Origin of the sequence: Bacillus sp. SIMBA_026 (genome assembly GCF_046535335.1) — a bacterium.
GTDB lineage: Bacteria > Bacillota > Bacilli > Bacillales > Bacillaceae > Bacillus > Bacillus velezensis.
In genome coordinates, this window is record NZ_JAWRWX010000059.1 from 1 (window position 1) to 355 (window position 355).

Sequence of the window (355 nt, forward strand, 5' to 3'; positions counted from 1 at the left end):
GGCAAGACGTTGCGGAGCGACGAGTCAGAAGGTGGGCCCCAGTATTCCTTCTACTCACGCTTGACAGGCCAGCCTGTGACAGAAGTCAAGCTACCGGGTCCTTTGAGCCCCTTCATGCTGGCGCGCACGATCAACCACAACGGCGAGCAGTGGCGCTTTGATATGTTCGGTGGCAGCCATTTGAAGGTGCCGAGTATGCGTCCGCAAGCTATCCTGGCGGGTTCAAAGCGTGGATACGGCCGGCTTCCAGCGATTCGGTACTCGGACAGCGCGCCGACGAGCCCATTTATGAAGCTGGTCTCAAAGCTGGGGCCGCAGCGAGAGGATTGGTCGCGAATTCAGCGTTCTCTACTCG

At 59.2% G+C, this 355-nt stretch carries 1 protein-coding gene; it reads left to right on the plus strand.

Translation table 11 applies throughout. The features are described 5' to 3' along the window. Positions 1-75: 75 nt before the first annotated feature. Positions 76-355, plus strand: a 280-nt coding sequence (locus SB847_RS20655; RefSeq protein WP_410578441.1) for a hypothetical protein, incomplete at its 3' end; no start/stop codon positions are given.